Origin of the sequence: Rosenbergiella collisarenosi (assembly GCF_018494085.1) — a bacterium.
Lineage (GTDB): Bacteria > Pseudomonadota > Gammaproteobacteria > Enterobacterales > Enterobacteriaceae > Rosenbergiella > Rosenbergiella collisarenosi.
Genome location: NZ_JABBFP010000004.1, coordinates 131974 through 151396 on the forward strand (window position 1 = coordinate 131974; position 19423 = coordinate 151396).

General features: G+C 49.1%; 16 protein-coding genes and 1 riboswitch. Of the genes, 6 read left to right on the plus strand and 10 right to left on the minus strand.

Annotated elements, in window-relative coordinates; genetic code table 11:
* Nucleotides 1-17 precede the first annotated feature (17 nt).
* Nucleotides 18-605, plus strand: coding sequence for an NAD(P)H-dependent oxidoreductase (locus HGT70_RS08485; RefSeq protein WP_071432092.1), 588 nt, complete (start codon nt 18-20; stop codon nt 603-605).
* Nucleotides 606-617: 12 nt separating this feature from the next.
* Here HGT70_RS08485 and parE read toward each other — a convergent pair whose 3' ends face one another.
* The 5 genes from parE to nudF are packed head-to-tail and all read right to left on the minus strand — an operon-like array spanning nt 618 to nt 5055.
* Nucleotides 618-2513, minus strand: a complete 1896-nt coding sequence (gene parE, locus HGT70_RS08490; RefSeq protein WP_071432094.1) for a DNA topoisomerase IV subunit B — start codon at nt 2511-2513, stop codon at nt 618-620.
* Between the two features lie 30 nt (nt 2514-2543).
* Complete coding sequence (yqiA, locus tag HGT70_RS08495) at nt 2544-3125, minus strand: esterase YqiA (protein WP_071432096.1); 582 nt, start codon at nt 3123-3125, stop codon at nt 2544-2546.
* Between the two features lie 2 nt (nt 3126-3127).
* Nucleotides 3128-3952, minus strand: coding sequence for a 3',5'-cyclic-AMP phosphodiesterase (cpdA, locus tag HGT70_RS08500; protein WP_071432098.1), 825 nt, complete (start codon nt 3950-3952; stop codon nt 3128-3130).
* Nucleotides 3953-3991: 39 nt separating this feature from the next.
* Nucleotides 3992-4423, minus strand: coding sequence for a DUF1249 family protein (locus HGT70_RS08505; RefSeq protein WP_071432100.1), 432 nt, complete (start codon nt 4421-4423; stop codon nt 3992-3994).
* On the minus strand, nt 4420-5055 hold the full coding sequence (gene nudF / locus HGT70_RS08510; RefSeq protein ID WP_071432101.1) for an ADP-ribose diphosphatase: 636 nt from the start codon (nt 5053-5055) through the stop codon (nt 4420-4422). Before nudF ends, HGT70_RS08505 begins: the two co-directional genes overlap by 4 nt.
* A 208-nt stretch (nt 5056-5263) precedes the next feature.
* Here nudF and tolC point away from each other — a divergent pair, with 208 nt between their 5' ends.
* The gene (tolC, locus tag HGT70_RS08515; RefSeq protein ID WP_214195593.1) at nt 5264-6766 is read left to right on the plus strand and encodes an outer membrane channel protein TolC; all 1503 of its coding nucleotides are present in this window, start codon (nt 5264-5266) and stop codon (nt 6764-6766) included.
* 56 nt (nt 6767-6822) lie between these two features.
* On the opposite strand, the gene ygiD is transcribed toward tolC, so the two are convergent.
* On the minus strand, nt 6823-7605 hold the full coding sequence (gene ygiD, locus HGT70_RS08520) for a 4,5-DOPA-extradiol-dioxygenase (RefSeq protein ID WP_071432105.1): 783 nt from the start codon (nt 7603-7605) through the stop codon (nt 6823-6825).
* Nucleotides 7606-7820: 215 nt separating this feature from the next.
* Between ygiD and HGT70_RS08525 the strand changes: the two genes are divergently transcribed.
* Complete coding sequence (locus HGT70_RS08525) at nt 7821-9698, plus strand: hypothetical protein (protein ID WP_214195594.1); 1878 nt, start codon at nt 7821-7823, stop codon at nt 9696-9698.
* A gap of 518 nt (nt 9699-10216) precedes the next feature.
* On the opposite strand, the gene ribB is transcribed toward HGT70_RS08525, so the two are convergent.
* The gene (gene ribB / locus HGT70_RS08530) at nt 10217-10876 is read right to left on the minus strand and encodes a 3,4-dihydroxy-2-butanone-4-phosphate synthase (protein WP_071432111.1); all 660 of its coding nucleotides are present in this window, start codon (nt 10874-10876) and stop codon (nt 10217-10219) included.
* A gap of 105 nt (nt 10877-10981) precedes the next feature.
* Nucleotides 10982-11131, minus strand: a riboswitch (FMN riboswitch).
* Between the two features lie 176 nt (nt 11132-11307).
* Between ribB and ubiK the strand changes: the two genes are divergently transcribed.
* Nucleotides 11308-11631 (plus strand): ubiquinone biosynthesis accessory factor UbiK, encoded by a 324-nt coding sequence (ubiK, locus tag HGT70_RS08535; RefSeq protein WP_071432113.1) that lies wholly within the window; start codon nt 11308-11310, stop codon nt 11629-11631.
* A 43-nt stretch (nt 11632-11674) separates the two neighbouring features.
* Here the strand turns inward: ubiK and hldE are convergent, their stop codons facing one another.
* From hldE to HGT70_RS08550, 3 genes are all read right to left on the minus strand, one after another.
* Nucleotides 11675-13099 (minus strand): bifunctional D-glycero-beta-D-manno-heptose-7-phosphate kinase/D-glycero-beta-D-manno-heptose 1-phosphate adenylyltransferase HldE, encoded by a 1425-nt coding sequence (gene hldE, locus HGT70_RS08540; protein ID WP_071432115.1) that lies wholly within the window; start codon nt 13097-13099, stop codon nt 11675-11677.
* A gap of 89 nt (nt 13100-13188) precedes the next feature.
* A complete protein-coding gene (gene glnE, locus HGT70_RS08545) occupies nt 13189-16005 on the minus strand; it encodes a bifunctional [glutamate--ammonia ligase]-adenylyl-L-tyrosine phosphorylase/[glutamate--ammonia-ligase] adenylyltransferase (RefSeq protein WP_214195595.1) in 2817 nt (938 codons plus the stop codon).
* 11 nt (nt 16006-16016) lie between these two features.
* Nucleotides 16017-17339: a CYTH domain-containing protein gene (locus HGT70_RS08550; RefSeq protein WP_214195596.1), complete on the minus strand. Its 1323-nt coding sequence runs from the start codon at nt 17337-17339 to the stop codon at nt 16017-16019.
* Nucleotides 17340-17526: 187 nt separating this feature from the next.
* Here HGT70_RS08550 and HGT70_RS08555 point away from each other — a divergent pair, with 187 nt between their 5' ends.
* A complete protein-coding gene (locus tag HGT70_RS08555) occupies nt 17527-18147 on the plus strand; it encodes a TIGR04211 family SH3 domain-containing protein (protein ID WP_071432121.1) in 621 nt (206 codons plus the stop codon).
* 2 nt (nt 18148-18149) lie between these two features.
* Entirely contained in the window at nt 18150-19382 is a 1233-nt protein-coding gene (locus HGT70_RS08560; protein ID WP_214195597.1) for a multifunctional CCA addition/repair protein, read from the plus strand.
* Nucleotides 19383-19423: the final 41 nt, after the last annotated feature.

The window sequence follows — 19423 nt, forward strand, 5'->3', positions numbered from 1 at the left end:
TAACTGGGTAATTATTGATGAGTCATATCCATATCATTGATGGCGGTACGGCCTTCGGCCACTCACAAGGTGAACTTAACCACACCTTAGCGACAACCGCTGTAGAAACACTGACGACGCTTGGTCATCAAGTCACTAAGACCTGTGTCACCGACGACTACAGTATTGAACAGGAGATTGAACACTTTCTTGCTGCCGATAGCCTGATCCTACAAATGCCCGGCTGGTGGATGGGCGAGCCATGGACAGTAAAGAAATATATTGATGAAGTGTTCACCATTGGTCATGGCCGTCTGTATGCCAATGATGGGCGTAGCCGCGCGGATGGTGAAAAACAGTATGGTTCAGGTGGCCTGCTCCAAGGTAAAAAATACCTACTGTCCCTAACTTGGAATGCGCCGTTGCAAGCCTTTACCGATAAAGAACAATTTTTTGAGGGTGTCGGCGTCGATGGCGTTTATCTGCATACGCATAAGGCGTTCCAGTTTTTGGGGATGAGCGCACACCCTACCTTTATCTGCAACGATGTCATTAAACGTCCGGATGTTCCGACCTATATTAATGACTACCGCAAACACCTGACCGCTCTATTCGGCCAGGCGTAGCCTTAGCGGCGATCAGAGTTCTATTTCAACCTGGTCGCCCTGTTGCTGCAGCCAATTACGGCGATCTTCCGAGCGTTTTTTCGCGAGCAGCATATCCATAACACGCAGCGTTTCGGCCTCATCCTCGTCGCTTATCGTAAGCTGAACCAAACGGCGAGTATTGGGATCGAGCGTTGTCTCACGTAGTTGCGAAGGGTTCATCTCACCCAGTCCCTTAAAGCGTTGAACACTGATTTTTCCACGCTTGCGGCTAAGTTTATCGATGATCACCGCTTTCTCTTCGTCATCTAGCGCGTAATGCACTTCTTTACCCAGATCGATACGATAAAGCGGCGGCATAGCAACGTAGACATGGCCGTTGCGGACTAAGTTACGAAAATGCTTAACAAATAGCGCGCACAGTAGTGTGGCAATGTGGAGGCCATCGGAATCGGCATCCGCTAATATACAGACTTTACCGTAGCGTAGCTGGCTGAGATCCTCGCTGTCCGGATCGATACCAATTGCGACAGAGATATCGTGGACCTCTTGTGACCCTAACACTTCATCAGAAGAAACTTCCCACGTATTAAGGATCTTTCCTTTAAGCGGCATGATGGCTTGGAACTCACGTTCACGCGCCTGTTTCGCCGATCCGCCCGCAGAGTCACCCTCAACTAAAAAGAGTTCGGTACGAGATAGATCCTGCGCAGTACAATCCGCCAATTTACCGGGTAGCGCGGGTCCACTCGTCAACTTCTTACGCACGACCTTTTTTGCGGCGCGCAAGCGTCGTTGGGCGCTGGCAATAGCTAACTCAGCCAGTTGCTCAGCGAGTTGTACATTTTGGTTTAGCCACAAGCTAAAGGCATCTTTCACGACATTGGCGACAAAACCTGCCGATTGACGCGATGACAAACGCTCTTTTGTCTGCCCAGCAAATTGCGGATCTTGCATTTTTACTGACAGCACATACGCACAACGATCCCAAATATCTTCCGCTGAGAGCTTAACGCCACGCGGCAGGATATTGCGGTACTCGCAGAAATTACGCATGGCGTCTAATAGGCCCTGACGTAAACCATTAACGTGAGTTCCACCTTGCATGGTCGGGATCAAGTTGACATAACTTTCGGTCAGTAGCTCTCCCCCCTCGGGTAACCAGAGCAGCGCCCAATCGACCGCCTCCGTTTCACCCGCGAACACACCAACAAACGGATCTTCGGGGAGTGTCGGCAATCCATTGACCGCTTCGCGCAGATAATCGGTTAACCCATCTTGGTAACACCAGCGCTGTTCGGTATCGTTCACGTGATCTTTGAAGATGATTTCAACACCTGGGCAGAGTACCGCCTTGGCTTTCAAGAGATGACTGAGGCGACTTACCGAAAATTTTGAGGTATCGAAAAAATGCCCGTCAGGCCAGAAGCGTACACGCGTCCCTGTATTACGGCGACCGACCGTACCGGTCAAGGTGAGGTCCTGTACCTTATCGCCATTCTCAAAGGCCATATCATAGACTTCGCCGCCTCGTTTTACCGTGACTTCGACTCGCGTCGATAAAGCGTTGACGACGGAGATCCCAACGCCGTGTAGACCACCGGAGAACTGATAGTTCTTATTAGAGAATTTTCCCCCAGCATGGAGACGGCAGAAAATAAGCTCCACCGCCGGAACTCCTTCTTCGGGGTGAATATCGACAGGCATTCCTCGCCCATCATCAATCACTTCCAGCGATTGATCGGCATGAAGAATGACCTCAACACGCTTAGCGTGCCCTGCTAACGCTTCATCGATACTATTGTCGATCACTTCTTGTGCTAAGTGGTTAGGTCGAACAGTATCGGTATACATACCGGGACGACGTCGTACGGGTTCAAGGCCGGTGAGGACCTCGATATCGGCGGCATTATAGCTTGATTGAGTCATTATCTTCTTTCGTTTATACAGTGTGAGTGGTTAACAACGCGTTAAACCAAGAAATTCGATTATTGCTGGAAAGTGGCGCTCAATGGAGAGGAAAGCATGATTCCCTCCTGGTTCAACCGTCTGGTGGCAGGCTGAATAGTAAGTGACGGCTTCGGTGTAGTCTAACACCTCATCACCCGTCTGTTGGAGTAACCACAGCAATTCAGGCTCGACTAAAGACGCTACCTGTAGCGTCTTTAAATCGTCTATATGGCGAGACTCTAACACATATTTTTGTCCGGTGTAGGGATTCTGATTATCACCTAAAAAATTCAATAATAGCTCGAAAGGCCTCACTGCAGGATTGATAACAACTGCCGGAACATGGTAACGCTGCGACAACCACGTCGCATAATACCCGCCTAGTGATGACCCCACAATTCCAACAGGAGGCTCTTTACATTGTGTCAATTGAGCCTCGAGAAACTCGGCGATATTTTCAGGCGTTGCAGGCAGAGCTGGGATCGACAAGGCGATTTCGGGGGCATGCTCACCGAGCCACTGCGAGAATAGCGTCGCTTTTCCCGATCGTGGTGAACTGTTAAAACCGTGCAGATATAACAATGTTGCCATCGCTAGTAGCCTTCCGAATGGAAATCGGGTTGAAATTGAGTGTCCGGCAGACGCCGTACCTCTGTATGAATTTCGCCGTTAGGGCCGAGTTCAAGCCACCGCCATCCAGGTGACACGTTATCTATCGTAAATCCGCTACATTGTGGTCGAAACTGCACACAGGTCGACGGCGTAGACAGTACTCGTCGTCCGAGCCACACCGTATCCATCTCTTGGTGGATATGACCGCAGACGAGCGTTTTCGCCAGAGGATAAGGCTGTAATACTTCCGCTAGCTGATGAGGGTTACGTAGACTATGCGTATCTAACCAGCTGCAACCTGAAGGCGTGGGATGATGGTGAAGAAAAACGATCGTGTGACGATGGGGGTGGCGCGCGAGGGCATCGTGCAACCACTGTAATTGGTAGTCACTTAATAGGCCATGTGGCACGCCATGTACTTGGCTATCGAGCAATAAAAGCTGCCAGTTTTCACCTAGTAAGACAGATTTTTGCTCACAGACTCCCTCGTCGGCCAGCATATTTACCATCGCGGGCTGAAAATCATGATTTCCGGGTAACCAGACGCAGGGCCGGTCTAGCTGACGGATCCCTGTGGCAAAGGTACGGTAAGCTTCGGGGCTGTGGTCTTGAGCGAGATCCCCGGTGGCGAGGACTAAATCAAAATCACGCCGCTCAGCCAGCACCGCATTGAGAACAGCTTGATAGCTTTGCCATGTGTTAACCCCAAGGAGACTTTCCTGTTGAGTTTTAAACAGATGCATGTCAGTGAGTTGTAGCAGTCGAATGCATTGATTATCAGCGATCTCTGGCACTAAAGAATTCACTAAAACTCACCTTTTTTCAGCTGTGGAATCACTATTGTTTCACATCTCAGTCAACGGCGTCGCCATGACACCTTGTACCAGACAATAACGTAACCATTCAGAAAGAAACTGATTAATTTGATGCTTTTCATCGCGTTGATGCAGTTTACGATTCGGATAATCATAGCGTGCTTTGAAGCGATAGATCTGTTGTGTTGAACACACTTCTGCAACCATTGCGTCATGATATAACCTGACCGACATCGACGGTAATTGCCAGTAGCTCACCACTGGTGCGACTTGTTTAATCATCACTTTAGTGGTGTAGCGCGTAGACTCTTCGATAACGACTTGATACTGGATACCGTTAACTTGATAAGTCAGCGCTGCGCCGCTGACCTCTTCTTTAGGGATTAACCTGCGTAATTGCGCATAATTGGTTTCGTTGAGGCGCATCATTTCCGGAAAATTTGGGATGTATTGCTGTTTCATGGAGATAACCACTCATTACGTATTTGCTCATGATGCAGGGCGAGCCACTGCAGCGCGATAATCGACGCTGCATTATCGATGATACCTGATTCGACCCACTGATAAGCAAGCTCTCGACTGACGACTCTGACTAAGATATCTTCATTCTCACTCGCTAACCCATGATTCCCTTCTGCTTTTGTTGCATCAACCTCACCGATGAAAACAGCTAATCGCTCGCTGCTTCCTCCGGGACTGGATAGATAGCTCAGTAGGGGCTTCATGCGCCCCACCTCTACCCCTGCTTCTTCTTTAGCCTCTCGCCGCGCGACGGCCTCATTAGACTCCCCTGGTTCACAGATGCCTGCTACTAGTTCTAGTAACCAAGGTGTTTTGCCGCTCTCTAAGGCAGGGATACGAATTTGTTCGATAAGCACGACTTCGTCACGAACTGGGTCATAGGGCAATAAAACCACCGCCTTGCCTCGTTGAAATACCTCGCGTTCAACAGGCTTACTCATCCCTCCGGCATAGAGCCGATGACGAAAACGATATTTAACTATTGAAAAGAATCCCTTATACATGGGTGCTTCGTGCAAAATTTCAACATCGTCGCGTGTAAATTGGGTGGGAGATTTTGTCTTTTTGCACATATAATAGACCTCGGATATAGGGTTGTTCCAACGACCCAAGACGATTTTCACTAAAAAACTGCGCTATTCAGGCAATATTTTACGCTAATGCGCCGTTTAAGGCACGTTCAGCCAACTTATTTCATTCTGTCTGTCTGGTACAATTCGACATATTTTTCGACCTGACAACTTTATTTTTGCAATTTCGCTGCAACACAAAGGAACGCAAATGAAAAAATTGCTCCCCGTACTCGTTGGTCTGAGCTTAGCTGGCTTCAGTAATCTGGGCCATGCCGAGAACTTATTACAAGTTTATCAACAAGCACGTGATACCAATCCTGATTTACGTAGTGCAGCGGCTGATCGTGATGCTGCGTTTGAGAAAATTAATGAATCCCGTAGCCCATTGCTGCCACAGCTAGGCCTTGGTGGCGATTACGCCTTTAACAGCGGCTACCGTGATAACAGTGGCGTGCGTTCTAATGCTTGGAGCGGTTCGTTACAATTAAGTCAGATCATTTTCGATATGTCGAAGTGGCGTAAACTGACTCTGCAAGAGAAGACCGCCGGTATTCAAGATGTGACTTACCAAGTCGCGCAACAAGATCTGATTTTAAATACGGCTACCGCTTACTTTAATGTGTTAAATGCGATTGATACGCTCTCCTACGTTGAAGCGCAGAAACAATCGATCTACCGCGAATTGGACCAAACTACCCAGCGCTTTAATGTTGGTTTAGTAGCAATTACCGATGTCCAGAATGCGCGTGCGCAATACGATAGCGTACTGGCGAGCGAAGTCACTGCGCGTAATGATATCGACAATAAAATGGAGGCCTTGCGTCAGGTAACAGGCAATAGCTACTTCTCCCTTTCCTCTCTCGATATCAATCGTTTTAGAACCGAAAGACCACAGCCGATCGATGCGCTACTGACTAAAGCTGAAAACCATAACCTTTCTTTGCTTTCCGCACGTCTTTCTAAAGACTTAGCGCGCGAGCAAATTCGTTATTACGAAACCGGTCATATGCCGACCTTGAGCCTCAATGCCTCAACCGGTCTGACCAATACCAAATATAACGGTTATCGCGCCCACACGACTACTACCACGCAAGACTCTATTGGTGGCAATAATCAAGTAGGCGTAAGCTTATCTATCCCGCTGTATAGTGGGGGTTCGGTGACCTCGCAGGTGAAACAAGCTGAGTATAGCTTTGTGAGTTCTAGTGAAAAGTTAGAAAGTGCGCACCGCTCAGCCGTGCAAACCGTTCGCTCATCATTTAACAACGTGAATGCCTCGATCAGTAGCATCGATGCTTACCGCCAGGCCGTAGTCTCCGCGCAGAGCTCATTAGATGCAATGGAAGCCGGTTACCAAGTAGGTACCCGTACCATCGTCGATGTGTTGGATGCCACCACCACGCTGTACAATGCTAAGCAACAGCTTTCCGATGCACGTTATGGCTATCTGATTAACCAAATCAATATCAAATACGCGTTGGGCACCCTTAACGAGCAAGATATCACCGCGCTTAACAGTACCCTAGGCAAGGACGTTTCAACCTCGCCGCAAGCCGTTGCCCCGGATAATCCAGTCCAAGATAATCGTGCCGATGGCGTTGCGCCTGTGCAGACGCAACAAGCGTCGCTACGTTCAGCTGCTCCAGTGACACACTCTTCAACGGTGAGTTCGTCCGCAACAACACAATCAGGTAATCCCTTTCGCGGATAACTGATTAAAACGTTGGCAAGACTATTAATGGCTTGCCAACGTTGATCGACACCTCATTACTGTACTAAGACACTGGTCATACTAATACTACCCATATCCATTCCGCTAACGGGTACAGTAAGGGTATCGTCAGCCCGTGCAGCCCCAATAATATATAATAGGGGGAGGAAATGTTCAGGCGTCGGGTTAGCCAATTGTGCATCGGGCAGTTGCTGATAATCGACGAGTGGATGATGACTATCCTCTGTCGCAGAATTTAACGCCTCTTTAACCAAGCCATCAAACGCCTCCGCCCACGGATAGATATTTCCTTGCTCCCCCCAACGCGCCATCGCTAGGTTATGCACAGTATTGCCGCTGGCGAGCAGTAAGATCCCCTCATCGCGCAGTGCAGAAAGTTGTTTGCCCAGCTGGTAATGTTCTTCGGCTGACAAGGCCGCATCCAAACTGAGTTGAACAACGGGGATATCTGCCTCAGGATACATTTTCACTAAAACTCCCCAAGTACCATGATCTAAACCCCAGTGTTGATCGAGTGTCACATTTGACGAGGCTAAACGCTGTTTGATCGATTGCGCTAGCTGCGGATCCCCTGGGGCCGGATAGCGAACATCAAATAGCGCCTGTGGAAAACGGCCAAAGTCGTGGATCGTTTTCGGCCGATCCATTGCCGTCACCGCCGTACCTTCGGTTATCCAATGTGCCGAGATCGCTAAGATGGCTTTGGGGCGAGGTAACTGTTCACCCAGTTGGCGCCAGACCTCGGTATAACGGTTCTCTTGAATGGCGTGCATCGGATTACCGTGTCCTAGGAACAGTGCAGGCATACGTTGAGTCATAATAACTCCTCTTCTCACAAGAATTTATGCCAAGGATACGCTGCTGGATAAAAAACACACCTAGCGAGCCATGATGATCATTTTCAAAAAATTTGAATATCGGCCACCTTTTATGTATCGACGACGCTGAGCACGCCCGAGTATTAATTTGAGATCTCATTAACATAATACTCTGTCGTCAAATGGTAAAAGAGGAAGGCAATCAAGGAGTGATTATGGACATGACTAAAAGACCGATTCTGGATCCAAACAATAAGGGGATCGTAGGATTCGACATCAATATCTCGACCTACTTCTTTAATGAAAATAAAGCACGTGATCAATGCCAGAAAATCAGTAATAAAATATTTGATGTAAATTATAGCATTGATGAGTTTCAGAAAAACGATCATGACTCACCAAGATATACGGAAGAGTTGGAAATATTAAAAGAAACTCTTACAGCGCTTATTTCTGAGCGAGATAAAATTGAAAAAGAATTAGAAGATTCTTTTGATGCCCACTATGACGCTGACCAAAATTACGGTGACTTCAATCAATATAGTCATTTTGAGCGAGAGAGTCAGTCACTCAGCTACGCGACGACCTTAGTCACTGATGCGTCGTTCATTGATCATAAACCCGATGAATTCAACGATTCCCCTCCCACTCTCAGTATTGAACTAGCGAGCCATAGGGCCTCCATAGCTCTAGCTTTCTCGAGTACTGCGTCTGCGGTCGATAGCGATGATATTGTATTAAAAATCTATACTGAGCACTCTCTTTACGGCGAGTGTAAAGACTATGGAGTAAGTGTTTCCGGTGATAGCGCTGACTCCTTCTCTTACTTTACTAAGTTCTGTGAGTGGGTCAGGACAGATGGAGAAGAAGATGAGGTCGACGACGACCTAGGTTATTGGGGAAGCGACCAAACGTTTTCCGATGGAAGCTCTTGTTTTTCCGTGGGGGCTTGTTCTATACGCCCAGGCAGTATCTCCCTGCACGTACGCTGTACTACTCTGATCAATATTAAGGAGTTATTCTGTACCATCACCTTTAACGATGATGGAAATTCTAGTGCTCGCGTTAAGATAATTAATGGTAATCCATTAATAGAGAAGAGAGAAACGCTCGGTTTTACTATTGTAAAAAGTGACGCACCCTTACACCAATTAGAAAGTGAGATATTTACAACCGAGTCTCCTTTTAAAGCCATCGAGTTATTTAGAAAATTAAACGGTCCAAGTGATAAACAAATCAAAGCAGGGAATATTTTACTCCTTGCCGACCCTGACTCCCCTTATGAGAAAGAAATTTCTCAGTTGATATCAGCACAAAAGACAGCCCAACTTACGCTAGAAGTGGTTGATAAAGAGGGTGTCAATAGTGACTTTTTTCTTAAAAATTATGCCACTCTCTCAAATTTTTCATCGATCGGTTCACAAGGCGTCGGGATAGCGGGTACGGCTGGTGAAGTCTATTTCAGCAGAATCAACAAAATCTTAAATCAAATCGATCAACTCTATAAATCTACTTATGTGGGAAATGCTGCGCTGGGTGGTGAGGCTTATTACTTACGTCGAGGGGCCCTTTTTTCGGAGCTTGATACTCTACTTAAGAAGTCATTTTTACGCCAAGTGTTAAATCTTCCGCAAGATGTAAAAATAAAATCAGCGTTACGTCTTTCTTCCAAATCTATTGTTCATCATTGGAAAACATCGGGTATTACTGATATTCCTGGCTATGCAACGCATCTAAAAAAAGCCGGTAAGTTAATCGGTATAATGAAAACTGCAGGTTATGTCGGTATTGCGTTTAGCGCGATTAATTCAGCGAACGAAATTTATCATGCCTGCTCGATAGGCAGGGAGAATGAATGTAAGCGGGCCAAATTTAGAGAGATAGGAAAGTTTACAGGAGGGATGGCAGGGGGAATAGCCGGAGCAGCCAAAGGAGCATCGCTCTGTGTGGCAATGACTCTTACAGGTCCTTGGAGTTCTATGGGTTGCTTTCTCGGATTAAGCATAATCGGCGCAGAAGTAGGTGCTTATTTCGGAGAATCCACAGGTGATATTTTATATAGTGTTATCGAGAATCAAGATGAGTCTAAGTAAGATACTAATAAGTATCTCCTTTATATCGGTAGTTGTCACTTTCGATATATTGGATAAAAAAAGAGAGAGTTTTTATAAAGAGCTAGATGAATCTTATCATAAGAGATTTGGGAGATATCCTATCTTCTACTGGCAGGAAAATTTTCCTCTGAAATACTGGACACGATCACGACCCGGAGTGTATAGAAAGTTACTGAAAATAAAAAATTACGACTCTACTCAACGTTGGTTAAGGAGAATATCTGCAGACGAGTTTCATTTTATAAAAAAATTACCGCTGAAACAAAAGAAAATAATCATTAGGGATATGATGATTAATAACTATCTTTTCTTCAGTTTTATTATTTTTATTACCATCATGTTTTTATTAGATGGCGGGCTCGATTATCTACTTGCCCCCGTCACTCGCGAGGATATTATTCGAGGGATATCGAGGCTCAACTGAACGCGGCTTATGCTACCGGCTCGAGGCTAAAACTTAGCGGAGAGCCGATAGCGATAAACATTAAGCGTAGGGTTTATACCGCTTTCTGTTGATCATAACGTTGACGCCAAGCGACGAGATCGTCGATGGTCACGACCGGCATATTATGCTGCTTAGCAAAAATAATCGCCTCGGGTGCACGGGCCATCGTCCCGTCATCGTTAGTCAGCTCACATAATACGCCCGTAGGTGAGAAGCCTGCTAATCTGACCAGATCGATCGTCGCCTCGGTATGTCCGCCACGAGTCAGCACCCCACCTTCGCGCGCACGCAGTGGGAAGACATGACCGGGACGGTTGAGATCATCGGCCACGGCATGTTCAGCTATCGCTGCACGCACCGTTGTCAGCCGATCTGCAGCAGAAACACCCGTAGTCACGCCTTGCGCAGCCTCGATGGTTACGGTAAAACCTGTGCCATAAGCACTGGAGTTATTCTCGACCATCATCGGCAAGGCCAATTGCTGGCGACGTTGCTCGGTGATACATAAGCAGACGATGCCACTACCATGACGGATGGTAAGAGCCATCTGTTCGACGGTCATCGTCTCGGCGGCGAAAATCATATCGGCTTCATTTTCACGGTCTTCGTGATCTAAGACCATCACACCTCGTTGTTCACGAAGTGCCTGTAAAGCAGATTCTACACGCTGTTCTGGCGTGCCGAATTCAGATAAAAGTGTGTTCTGATTCATGGTAAAAAATCCTATATATATTAATAAAATTACCAGAATCAGGGCATAGGAGTGACGTCGTTAGACGTAGTAATACAGCAGAGATCGAAGTGATCGGAACAGTATCTTTACCCTCTCCCGTCCGGACTATTACCGTCGGCCCCGGATTTACACCGGATCTGCTGACCTTTATCCCAACAGGATAAAGCGCTCGCGGGCTTTCAGAGAGTCTGATTTACCGCCGGTGGGGAATTGCGCCCCGCCCTGAGAATAAGCTTAATCACTATATCGGCAAAATAATTATTACGCAATGAACCCTAATTGCTAAAATTGTCATTTCATGTGCAGAAATTAGGTTTATCCTTAAGAGATTAGCGATTACACTTAAATCACTTACCGCCTGCACGCCCGAAGTGTCATTGTTACTCCGGCGTTAACCTCAGGAAATAATTATGATTGACGCAAAAAAAATTGAACAGATTGCCCGCCAAGTTCAAGACTCTTTACCACAAGGCATCCGTAATCTTGGCGACGATGTCGAGAAGAAGATCCGTCAGGTACTTCAAGCCCAGCTCAGTCGTATGGAGTTGGTTAACCGCGACGAATTCGATGTACAGACCCAGGTATTAGTGCGTACACGCGAAAAGCTGGCTTTACTCGAAAAGCGTCTTGATGCGCTCGAAGGCAAGCAAGCGGCAGGTAGTGAGCCGCAAGAAGTGAGTCCCGCTGAGGTTTCCAGCGAAACCCCGATTATACCGGAAGTAAAGAAAGACTAATATTTTCCACGTCGCTCTCGCCGAGCGACGTGAATAACCCGCATCAGGGTTGTGAGATTTTCTTGATGATGTTCGTTGTCGATAAGCCTTCTTCAAAATTCAGGATGCGCACCTCGCCACCGTTCGCGATAACCTCTTCTCCACCTGCTACCTCTTCCGGGCGGTAATCCCCCCCTTTCACTAATAGATCTGGTAATAGCTCGGCAATCAATTGTTGCGGCGTATCTTCCTCAAAGGGAATAACCCAATCGACGGCACCCAATGCACCTAGGACAATCATGCGATTCTCAAGCTGGTTTATTGGGCGAGTCGGTCCCTTAAGTCGGGCGGTAGAAGCGTCACTATTAACGGCAACTATCAGCCGATCGCCTAATTTACGAGCATGACTTAAATAGGAGACATGGCCGGCGTGGAGGATATCGAAGCAGCCATTGGTCATTACAATCTTTTCACCACGCTGACGCGCCGCGCTAAGCGCTCGCTGCAACGTTGCCTTGGTCATAATACCAAAGCCCTCTTCGGGGCGAGCATGTAAGGCGTTTTCAAGCTCGATCGGCGTGACCGTCGACGTGCCGAGCTTACCTACCACGATCCCTGCCGCCGTATTCGCTAGGAAACTGGCCTCTTCAAGACTACAGCCATTGGCTATCGATGCGGCAAGCACGCCAATCACGGTATCACCTGCCCCGGTTACATCGAAGACTTCTTGGGCTTGGGTCGGCAGATGAACGGGGGCGCGGTCCGGCTGTAGCAGTGTCATGCCCTGTTCTGAGCGCGTCACGAGAAGGGCGTCGAGCTGACACTTTTCCAGCAGATCCATCCCTTTTTCGACCAGCTGCGCTTCTGAGTGGCACTTACCGACTACTGCTTCAAATTCCGAGAGGTTCGGCGTGAGTAATGTTGCGCCGCGATAACGCATAAAATCGTGACCTTTCGGATCGATTAATACTGGAATACCCGCGGCTCTCGCTTGAGTAATTAGCGGCTGAATGTCGGCTAAGGCACCCTTGGCATAATCGGATAACACTACCGCACCAATATTATTGAGGGCAAGAGGCATACGCTCAGCAATTTTCACGCTGTGTTGCCGGTCGAAGGCATCTTCGAAATCGAGACGAATAAGTTGCTGGTTACGCGATAACACTCTTAATTTGGTAATGGTTGGATGAGTCGCTAAGGCAACAAACTGGCAATCCACCCCTACTTCGGTCAGCGCCGTCTGTAGCTGTTGCGCCGCTTCGTCCTCGCCGGTTAAGCCGATGATCCGTGATGCTGCGCCGAGCGAGGCGATATTCATCGCAACATTGGCCGCCCCTCCCGGACGTTGCTCCACCTCGTCAACTTTAACGACAGGAACAGGTGCTTCCGGGGAGATCCGTTGTGTCGGCCCATACCAATAGCGATCTAGCATTACATCGCCAATCACTAATACTCCTGCACGATTAAATTCAGGCAGTGAAACCTTCATGCCAGCAACTCCAAGCTAGATTGATGTAATAGTTCGCGCCTATCATATCACAGCCTGTTTAGAATATTGGCGCGGGTATCAACGCTTACCTACTCGCGGCTTAGCCACTGCTGCCAAGTATCCTGAGTCAAAGCCCGTTCGATAAGGAACGTTTTATTATCTACCACACCATTCTCACCTTGCAACGCAAGGTGGTGCAGCGTGTCACGCAGGGTGATATAGGCATGCGTCAGCGCTTGCGCCTGATGCTCGGTCAATAATGAACGCTGTGCAAGAATATCGAAAATCCGCACATTATCCGTCCAACGCGTCAGGTCAGGATAGTCAGCGGCAAAGCGTAACACCCAATACTGCGCCAGAAATTCAATATCGGTGATCCCGCCTAAATCCGCTTTGATGTCCCACATCGGCAGATGCTTATTGCCCAAGTGTTTTAGCATTTTCTCGCGCATCTGCATCACCTCGGTCGCGAGCGCGTGATCGTCACGGGATTGGCAGAGGATAGCCTGCCTAATCTGCGTGAATTTTTCGTCTAATCCCCTATCGCCAACTACCGTGCGCGCCCTGACTAAGGCCTGATGCTCCCATGTCCACGCTTCTCGCCGTTGATAATCCGCGAAGGCCTCAAAGGTAGTGACCAGCATCCCCGCCGAGCCAGAAGGTCGTAACCGCGCATCCACCTCATATAAAATACCGGATGCGGTACGGGTGCTAAACAGATGAATAATACGCTGAGCCATCTTCAAATAGAATTGACGGCCTTCGATGCTGCGCTCCCCCGTCGTCACCGCATCCGGCGGGCAGTCGTGTAAAAAGACTAGGTCGAGATCGGATCGATACCCAAGCTCCCAGCCGCCTAACTTGCCATATCCCACCACGGCGAACCCCGGCCCCTGTTGCTCGGTAAGATGGTTGGGTCGGCCATAGCGTTGTACCATCAGCTGCCATGCCTGCCATACCACTACCTCTAGCAGCGCTTCTGCCAACCAGGTTAGATGGTCACTGACTTTCATCACCGGTAAGGTCCCGGCTATATCGGCAGCAGCGATCCGTAACTGTTGGGTGAGTTTAAACTGGCGCAGTGCCTCCACCTGTTGCTCTTCATCTTCTTGAGGAATACGCAACAGGTACTCGCGCAACTCTTCGCGATAACTATTGTTAGGTGCGGGTTGATAGAGTGTTTGCGGATCGAGTAACTCATCAAGCAGCAACGGGTGACGAGCAAGTTGAGTCGCGACCATCGGCGACGCCGCGCATAGTCGAACTAAGTGATGCAGCGCGCCGGGATATTGAATAAAGAGTTCCAGATAGGTGCTGCGGCTAGCGACGCTGAGTAAGACTTCGGCGAGACGAGAGAACGTCACCGCGGCATCGAGGCGTGGACAGACGTGCGCTAAGATAACCGGGAGCAATTGGTCGAGCGCCTGACGCCCGCGCGGGCCCACTGTACGCCGATTTATATCGTGTTGAAAATGCTGTAACGAGGCGAGTAGCTGTTGCTGCTGGTCTGCACTCAGTTGTGGCGTTAATAACGCTAGCTCCTCGGGGTCCGGTGCTTCCAGCCATAAATGTTGGTAATGGTTTTCTGGCTGCTCCGGCGATGACTCTTCTTCACCAATCAGTTCGACAAAGATGGCATGTATCACGCCCATTACCTGCTCTAGGTCTATAACTAAGTCAGGCCACTGTTCTCGTCCCATCGCCCAAGCTAATCGTTGCCGATTTAGGTCGTCTTCGGGCAAGGTTTGAGTTTGTTGATCGCCAATGCTCTGTAGTAAATTTTCGATACGCCGCAGGAAAAGGTAGCCGGAATGTAGGGCTTGCGCTTGTTCGGTAGGGAGTAGGCCCAGAGTCGCTATTGATGTTAGCGCCTCTAGAAAAGACTGACTTTGTAAGCTGCGTTCTCGCCCACCGCGAATTAACTGAAAAACCTGTACGATAAACTCGCACTCGCGGATGCCACCGGCCCCAAGCTTGATATTATTCTTCAGTCCGCGCCGCCTTACTTCTCGATGAATTTTACCTTTCATCGTGCGCAGCGATTGGATGGCACTGAAATCGATATAACGTCGATAAATAAACGGCCGGAATAATTGTCGTAACGACTCGTGATAAGACGATTGTTCCTCACCCATTAACCGCGCCTTCACCATCGCATAGCGTTCCCACTCACGGCCTTGCTCTTGATAGTAATCCTCAAGTGCCGCAAAACTCATTACCAGTGGGCCACTATCGCCAAAGGGCCGTAAGCGCATATCTACGCGATAAACAAAACCGTCAATAGTGGGTTGGTCGAGTAATTTAATCAGCCTCTGACCCATGCGCATGAAAAATTGGGCATTATCCCACTCACGCCGCCCTCCTTGCGTTACCCCATTTTCCGGCCAGGCAAAAATCAGGTCGATATCAGAGGAAAAATTAAGTTCCCCTCCCCCCAATTTTCCCATTCCCAGAATCAGTAGGGGCTGAGCCTCCCCTTGCGCGTTACAAGGCGTCCCCATTTCCTGACAACATTGCTGCCAGCACCAGTCGCGGGCAGCACTAATCAGTAGCTCGGCTAACACACTGAGCTGCTGTAGTGTTTGTTCGGTGGTCGAAAGCATAAGGGTCTGCATCCACGCGATACGTACCAACATCTCACGACGAAATAACCTTAACCGGCGCATGACTTGCGCCTCCGTCTCTGCGGGTGTGCGCTGATCTTCCAGCCACTGACGATACTGTTGCCACTCCTGCGCATAAGGGGGGCTACCCAGCAGACGTTGCTGCCACTCCGGGTGTTGTTGCAAATTATCGGCTACAAAATCGCTGAAGGCGAGTACGTTAAACAGAGGGTCCGCAGAGGTAATCTGCCCTTGCACGCGGGATTCTGCTTGGTGAGTCAATGCTAACGGGAGTGGCAACATGGTCTTCTCTCTTAATCGTTAAGTGAGTCTTTCGCGGTATTGCTCGTTAACCAAAATGGCGCGAGTGGCCGTGTCGCCAGAGGTAAGCGAATAACCTCTGATCCAGCTGACACGAGATGTTGTCGAGCTAATAACCAGGGTGCTAGCCAAGCTTCCACTTGCTCTATAGGGTATGCGCTACTGAGCAATCCGATGGCAAGCGTTAACTTATCGAGTCTTAAAAAAGTCACGTTGCGTTGATTGGCGAGTAGGGTCTCGGCAGCAAGCTCGTGCAGTTCCGCGGCGCAACGGCTTAACATCACATCACAAAAGCGTTTAAACGAGCCTTCCAGACGTTTGAGCTGACGAGCATTAACTACCTGACGCCACTGTTGCTCTACAATCAGCTCGGTCAGTTGTAACTGTCCACCGACCCAGTCAACAGAGAAGCAAACTTCCTGCGCATCGGTTTTTTTCTGCTGCAGGGCCTCTTCAATGATGAGTAATCGCTGGCGCAGAGTGCTACTCACCGAGCGCGGTATTACGCCACCAAAAAGGGTAAAGGTTTCGCGAATGGCCAGTAACGTCTGCTGTAGGAGTGGCAGCGCTTGGTTATCGCCTTCGATCCAGTGGGATTCGAGTAATTGCCAACGACGTATAAGTCCGGTTAATAACGTTGAGAGGCCTTGTTCACAAGTCGATTTCGGCTTTACAGGGATTTGCATGAGCGGCGTGACTGCCGGTAATAGGCTGCCTTGTGCTAAGCCATAGCCACGCGCAGCTTTACTTTGCCAGCCTAATCGTAATCCACCCAATTCTGCGAGCTGATGGGCGAGAGCGAAAATATCCGATCGTTGGCCTGTGAGTAGCTCCAGCTCAACTTCTAATAATGGCGTGGTGTGTTCCCCTGCGAAGACTGAGCCTTGGTCTAAAGCGACCTCAATCTCACTACTTCCCACGGTGACTACCCACTTTTCCCGAGTAAAGTCAGTACTAAATAAAGGCGTCAGGGCTTGCTGTAGGGCTGGGATATCGGTACCGGTTGGCCATACGTTCTCGGGTAGGAGAGTGATATCGAGCTGACTTGTCGCAAGTGGGACGTTATATTCCGGGCGTTGATGCAGCCCGCCTATTTCTTGTCCCGCGGTTTTCAATGTCATCTCATACTGATCGGCTTTGCCCCGTACCCGTAACCCCATGTCCCAGCGGCGTAATTGATTATCTGCGGTCTCATAATAATGATTGGCAAGCTTCACTGCCGCGGTATGGCGATGAGGCAAGTTCGTCAGCTGTTGCTGAATGACGTCGATTTGATTTGGGTCGACAAGAAACTTTAATTCGATTTCGATGGTCATAGGTATCCTGTTACTGCACTTTTGATGCGAGATCTTTCACTGTTCATGCCAGCAGGGTAATCCACTAAAGACGTGCTGTCTTCGATTTGTTAGGATCATGCTACAGGGAGAACAGGAAAGTTCTCATTTATAACATAACTTGCCGCCTACAGACTGTGGCGACGCTTACTTTTAGAATTCTTATCACATGAAAAAAATTATTTTTGCAGGGTGCTTGCTGCTGACATTAGGTCAATCACTCACGCTTGCTCAGGCCGACACCAACCGCTATATCTCCGACGACCTTTCAACATGGGTACGCAGCGGGCCGGGGAACCAATATCGTCTCGTTGGGCAGGTAAACGCCGGTGAACAAGTCACGCTATTGAGCACTAATCCCGATACACATTACGCGCAAATTCGCGACCAGCAAGGCCGCACTGTGTGGATCCCTGACTCCCAGCTCAATGATACCCCAAGCTTTAAAGTTCGTGTCCCGCAGCTTGAACAGCAAGTTAAAACACTTAGCGACAAGCTGGCGAACATCGATAATAGCTGGAACCAGCGTACTGCAGATATGCAGCAAAAGGTGGCAGGCAGCGATGGGGCCATTAACCAGTTAAAAGATGAAAATCAGCGTTTAAAAAATGCATTGATCGTCGCACAGAAAAAGGTCGATGCCGCAAATGTTCAGCTTGATGATAAGCAACGTGCAATCATTATGCAGTGGTTCTTGTATGGTGGTGGGGTCTTAGGTGTCGGATTGATTTGCGGGCTCTTTTTGCCTCATATGATCCCACGTCGTAAAAATAAAAACCGTTGGATGTAACTTTGGAAAAATATCTTGTGGGAGGCGCGGTCAGAGACCGGTTACTCGGATTACCCGTTACCGACCGGGATTGGGTTATCGTTGGCGCTACGCCCGACGCGTTACTGGCGCAGGGCTATCAACAGGCTGGCCGCGATTTTCCGGTGTTTCTGCATCCTGTCACCCATGAGGAGTATGCGCTCGCCCGTACCGAACGTAAAACCGGCAGTGGCTACACGGGGTTTGATACCCGTTTCACTCCTGAGGTCACACTCGAGGAAGACCTCCAACGCCGAGACCTGACCATCAATGCCATGGCGCAAGACGATACGGGCGCGATCATCGATCCTTGGCAGGGCCAGCGGGATGTTGCTGAACGTCGGCTTAAACACGTTTCGGAGGCGTTCGTCGAAGATCCGCTGCGCGTCTTGCGTGTAGCGCGCTTTGCCGCGCGCTTTGCCTCACTTGGCTTTACGATCGCCGACGAAACCATGGTATTGATGCAACAGATCGCACAGAGTGGTGAGTTGGCCTTTCTCACTCATGAGCGGGTATGGAAGGAGACGGAAAAGGCTCTATTGACCGACTCGCCAGCGACTTACTTTTCTGTATTACGCGAATGCGGGGCGCTCGCCATCCTGTTCCCAGAACTCAATGCATTATTCGGTGTACCTGCCCCGGCGAAATGGCACCCGGAAATCGACACCGGTATTCATAGTTTGATGGCGTTAGAGATGGCGACGCAACTCACCCCAGAGCCTGCCTTACGCTTTGCGACCTTGATGCACGATATAGGTAAAGGATTAACGCCTCCAGAGCGTTGGCCCTCGCATCCCGGCCATGGCCTTGCAGGCGTCCCGCTTATTGAAGGGCTTTGCCTACGACTTAAAGTACCGAATCACTATCGCGATATTGCACGCTTAGCCACCGAGTTTCATGACATGGTGCACAGTATCGATCACTATTCGGCAGAACAAATTATTGCGCTGTTTGATAAACTCGATGCATGGCGAAAACCCGAGCGTGTGGCACAACTTGCTATTATCAGCGAAGCCGATGTGCGTGGGCGACTGGGATGGCAAGATAAGCCTTACCCACAAGCCGCACAGCTCGGTCAGCGCTTTGCCGCCGCACAAGCGGTGAGCGTCGCGCCGATCATTGCAGCAGGTTTTACGGGTAAAGCGGTACGCGATGAATTGACTCGACTACGTATTCAAGCCGTGGAAGATGCCGTGTCTCAGTCTGACAATCAGTAAATTCTCCCGAAGGCAGAAGGGGCGGTATTCATTTCGAATTA